The organism is Lysinibacillus sp., from assembly GCF_032093475.1.
In the GTDB taxonomy this organism is placed as follows: Bacteria; Bacillota; Bacilli; order Bacillales_A; family Planococcaceae; genus Lysinibacillus; species Lysinibacillus irui.
The window spans coordinates 5,954-11,259 of sequence record NZ_DAMDAY010000033.1; the positions used below are offsets into that span (position 1 = coordinate 5,954).

At 38.1% G+C, this 5,306-nt stretch carries 3 protein-coding genes; all 3 read right to left on the reverse strand.

Going from position 1 to position 5,306, the window contains the following annotated elements; all coding sequences use genetic code 11:
- Positions 1–248 precede the first annotated feature (248 nt).
- The 3 genes from spoVT to RT445_RS09385 all read right to left on the reverse strand — a co-directional run bounded on the left by spoVT (position 249) and on the right by RT445_RS09385 (position 5,032).
- Positions 249–785: a stage V sporulation protein T gene (gene spoVT / locus RT445_RS09375; RefSeq protein WP_274795165.1), complete on the reverse strand. Its 537-nt coding sequence runs from the start codon at positions 783–785 to the stop codon at positions 249–251.
- Between the two features lie 243 nt (positions 786–1,028).
- Positions 1,029–4,541: a transcription-repair coupling factor gene (gene mfd, locus RT445_RS09380; RefSeq protein WP_274795164.1), complete on the reverse strand. Its 3,513-nt coding sequence runs from the start codon at positions 4,539–4,541 to the stop codon at positions 1,029–1,031.
- 263 nt (positions 4,542–4,804) lie between these two features.
- Positions 4,805–5,032: an anti-sigma-F factor Fin gene (locus tag RT445_RS09385; protein WP_016993788.1), complete on the reverse strand. Its 228-nt coding sequence runs from the start codon at positions 5,030–5,032 to the stop codon at positions 4,805–4,807.
- Positions 5,033–5,306 lie beyond the last annotated feature (274 nt).

Genomic DNA, 5,306 nt, shown 5'->3' on the forward strand with positions numbered 1-5,306 from the left:
AAATTGCACTAAGAACCTTTACAATAAGGGCAGCAACTGTCAATAAAGCTGCACCCTTCATGTAGCTTTTCATGCCAAAACGTTGCGACATAAATTGCCCTCTTTCCTTCTTAACAATGCCCATAGTATAGCATATCTCCAAAGTTTGACGCGCCAGGTAGCACTACTGTTCCTATAATGACTTATTTATGTACGCAAAAAAAGTTATTGTTCAGCCTAAAAGGTCATCGCAATAACTTTTCCATGCATCAACTATTCATTTGTTTAGCTAAGAAGTTAGCAGCTGTTTCCACTACTTTGACTTCTACCTCACCGACAAAGTGTACTTTTGATAAGACAATAATACAGCCTATTGGATCACCGTTTACCATAATAGGTGTCGCACAATACGATTTTACCTGCTCATATTGTCCAGGGACAATTTCAATCGTTGTTTCCATTTTTTCAATTTTTGTTGATCGCTCTTCCATGAAACCTTCCGCAAAGGATGTAATGCGACGATTAATATATTCTTTTTTACCAATCCCTGCTACAGCAATTACTTCATCACGGTCAGTGACAAATGCTGGTGTTCCTAATGTTTCATAAAGTGTCTCAACATATTCTCTTGCAAATTCCCCTAAATCATTGATAGGAGAATATTTTTTTAATATGACTTCACCTTCACGGTCCGTATAAATTTCAAGAGGGTCGCCTTCACGAATACGTAGCGTCCTACGAATTTCTTTTGGAATAACTACACGCCCTAAATCATCAATACGACGAACAATTCCTGTTGCCTTCATTCTAATGCCTCGCTTTCGCTACAATGAAATTTTTATTCAACTATAGTATGGTTTTTATTTAAGTAATCTATGCAAAAACTGATGAAAAAGGATTTCGCAACCAACAATTTTTTTCATAAGCTATTACGTCAATCAACTCCATATTAGTTTGCCCAAGGAATAAGTTTCTATAATTAATTCATAAAAAATGTATATAAAAAGGCCATCTTATCTTTTCCGAAAAAGATAAGACCGGCCTTTTTGCTAGTGCTGTTTTTTTGCTTTATCAATAATTTGCATGAGCTCTTCCAACAAATCAAATGGTTGATATTTTCCACACTTTCGCTCATCTATTGTTAATTTTAACTGCATGCCGTCCATACCAAAACCGACAGCACGTTCAAATTTCATCGATTCTTCAATGATTTTACTGCCATCAACATTGGCTGTTCCCTGTTCAGACAACAGAATTGTAATCAGTTTTTGCTTTTCCTTTACAGATACTACTCCTGCGCCAAGACCCCAAACCTTCATTCGTGCTATTCGCAGTAAACGCTCTGTTTCAATTGGAAGATCGCCAAATCGATCCTCTAATTCCTCCATGATTTCATCATATTCCTCTACTTGATCCATTGCCTTAATGCGTTTATACATTTGGATTTTTTGATATCCATCCGGAATATAGACGTCAGGAATATACGCATCAACACTTAGCAATATTTCGATATCTGGCTTCTCTTCTTTTTTTACACCTGTTTGTCGTTCAGCAATGGCGTCTTGAAGCATTTGAGAATATAAATCAAAGCCGACTGAATCAATAAAGCCATGTTGCTGCGCTCCGAGTAAGTTACCTGCGCCTCGAATAGATAAATCCCGCATGGCAATTTTAAAGCCTGAGCCAAGCTCAGTAAACTCTTTAATTGCCTGTAAACGCTGCTCGGCTACATCTGTCAATACTTTGTCTCTTTGATACATAAAGTACGCATATGCTACCCGGTTTGAACGTCCAACCCGTCCACGTAACTGATAAAGCTGGGCCAAGCCCATTCGATCAGCATCATGGACGATTAATGTATTCACATTCGGTATATCAACACCTGTCTCAATAATGGTTGTCGTAACAAGGACATCATAGTCACCCTCTAAAAAGGCTAAAATCACTGATTCCAATTCTGACTCTGTCATTTTTCCATGCGCATGACCTATTCGCGCCTCAGGAACGAGTACCTGAATCTCCTCTACCTTACGGGCCATATCTTCAACTCGATTATATAAATAAAACACTTGTCCGCCACGTGCCATTTCTCTCTCAATTGCTTCTCGCACTAATGCTCCACTATGTTCCATTACATACGTTTGGACTGGGAAACGATTGGCTGGTGGTGTTTCAATAACAGACAAATCCCGAACACCTACCATAGACATATGAAGAGTACGTGGGATTGGTGTAGCCGTTAAAGTTAAGACATCGACATTAGTCTTTAATTGCTTAATTTTTTCCTTATGTGTCACACCAAAACGCTGTTCCTCATCAACAATTAACAAACCAAGATCTTGGAAAATTAAATCTTTAGATAAAATTCGGTGTGTTCCGATAACTATATCGACTTGCCCCTCTTTTAAACCCTTTAATGTTGCAGTTTGCTCTTTTTTAGTGCGGAAACGGGATAATAATCCAACATTAATAGCAAAGTCCTGAAAGCGCTCACGGATTGTTTCATAATGCTGCTGGGCCAAAATAGTAGTAGGGACAAGGAAAGCTACCTGCTTACCGTCTTGAATAGCCTTAAATGCTGCGCGAATGGCTACCTCTGTTTTACCATAGCCTACATCACCACATACTAAACGATCCATGGGGCGTTCTCGCTCCATATCTCGCTTTACTTCAACAATAGATCGAAGCTGATCCTCTGTTTCTTCATAAGGGAACATGGCCTCGAAATTACGCTGATCATCATTATCAGGTGTAAAAGCATGCCCTTTCTCTGCTTCTCGCTTGGCATAAAGCTTAATTAAGTCATCAGCAATATCCTGTACAGCAGAGGATACCTTCGCCTTAGTTTTTTTCCACTCTGCTCCACCTAATTTATGTAGCTTTGGTTCACGATCTTCTGATGCCACATATTTTTGGATTAAGTCTATTTGCTCTACAGGTACATACAATTTATCGTCAGCACGGTATCGAATATGCAAATAATCTTTATGTGTACCATTGACCTCTAGCGTTTCCACACCAATATATTTACCAATCCCATGATGAACATGCACAACATAATCACCCGGCTTAATTTCTGTATAGCTCTTAATCCGTTCAGCATTGGTCATTTTTTTTGTTCGCGCTTTTTTCTTTGCCTGCTGCTTAAAGAGCTCATCCTCTGTCACAATTGCTAAGCGCTGCAACGGTAATTCAAAGCCACTCGATAAGCCACCATCAACAATATAAATCCCAGGTTCTGCTGGTTCACCTATTGTTGTATGAATATCGTATTCTTCAAGCATTTGCTGAACCCGTTTCACACGTTCTTTATCCCTTGCAACAATTAGTACCGTAAATTTACCAAGGAACCAGCGTTCTACTTCACTTTGTAGCAATGCCATCTGCCCGTGAAATTGCTGCATAGGCTTGCAAGAAAAATTAGTTGTTTTATTAAATGTGATCCCTGAAAATGTTCGTGAAAATAACGAAAACGAAAGCTTTTGTTGTGGCAACATCGCTAGTATTTCTTTTAGCGTGAAGGCGGGTTTGACATCATGAACCATTTTTCCTTCTTCAATTAATGATAAAAACCATTCATCCTCTTCACGTTCCCATGCATCCATAACCTCTTGAATGCGTCCAAGCTCATCGAAAAGCACAATGCCATCCTGTGCAAAGTAATCTCCCAGATAGGCCGTTTTATCGTATAATAATGAACCATATTTGTTGACGTAATCAGGTAAGTTTCCTTGTTGTAACAGTTCAATATCATACTGAATATGCTGATACAGTAACTCCTTAGTTTCCTGTTTTTTGACCTTCTTTAAGCTGGCTGCTAAGGCGGATTCCAAACGACCAGATAGCGACTGTCTTTCTGCTTTAGTCAGAATAACCTCTGCAGCAGGAAGAATACGAATTTTTTGCAATTTATCAATAGAGCGTTGGTCGTCTGCTGAAAATGTCCGTATAGAGTCAACCTCTGTATCAAACAATTCAATACGAATAGGCGATTCTAAATAAGGAGGATAAATATCTAAAATGCCTCCACGCAACGCAAATTCTCCAGGTGTTGTCACCATTGAATTACGAACATAACCCATCTCAACTAATGTTTGTAACCACTTATCAATTTCGATATCATCACCTATAGCTGTTTGTAAAAAATATTGTTGCCAATGTTCCTTTGGCTGCATAATTTTCCTTAAACCTGCTACGGGTATTACATAGATAGCCTTCTCACCTCTAGCTAAACAATCAAGTGTTGCAATTCGCTCTGCACGTAATTCAGGTGATGCCACAGAAAGATCTGCTGCAATGAATTCATCAGCAGGGTAATAATGTACATATTCTTCACCTAATAATCCAGCAAGCTCATCAACCATTTTTTGTGCCTGCAATAGATTAGGAGAAACAATATAGATGGGCTTCTTAACATATTCAAATAACGCATCAACCATTACTGGTCGTGCGCTTCCTGTTAAACCTGTAATAAGCTGTGATGCAGTTTGACCGCTCTGAATTTCCTGTAAAAATGATGTAATATGTTTATCCTGCGACACAAGTTGTCGTAAAACCTCCACAGTCAAAAGCTCCTTTCAGCATAAATTTCTATTTGTATCTTTTTTCAGTATTCTTCTCATACTTCTATAAAGGAAGATACTTGTATTCATTTTTTCAGTGTGATCGCAGAATTTTTCGATCAAGCATGAAAAATTCTATACATAGCACCGAGGCGTAGTCTTTCTATTACTCTAGTGCTATTTTAAATATCTCTATTATTGGCTATTTTATAAAATGGAAAAAGGCCTTGAACACACATGAGTGCGTCAAAGCATCCTTCCAATTATTGAATCCATTTATTGAGTGCGTGATAATCTGGATATTGTCTCAGCGAATCCTCACATTGCTCACAAATGCAGTGCACAGTCGTTTGTCCATGTTGATCTTTCTCAACATAATCATCTGCTTCTCCCAATTCGAAAATATGCAGTTTTCGAATTGTATCATCTGCATCAAATGGTAGTGTCCCTATTTCTACTTCACAATGCCGACATCGGTAGCGAACTGACATCTCCAAATCATCCTCCTTTAAGCAACTTTCTACTTAAAGTATAGACATTTATAAAAAGGATTATGCACTTTCCAATGTCGTCAACATTGCAATCACTTCAAAATTAGAGAATTATTTTGTGCTTGTAGTTAACACTATTCAAAACAAGCATTTAGCTGCAGTTATAGTATAAGGCACATTGTAGCTCATCCTTAAACCATTCCAATTATCCACTGACTTTAACAAAAATTTTTTAGTTGTGTTCCATTTATTTGCTAGTGTTAAAGTGATTCAT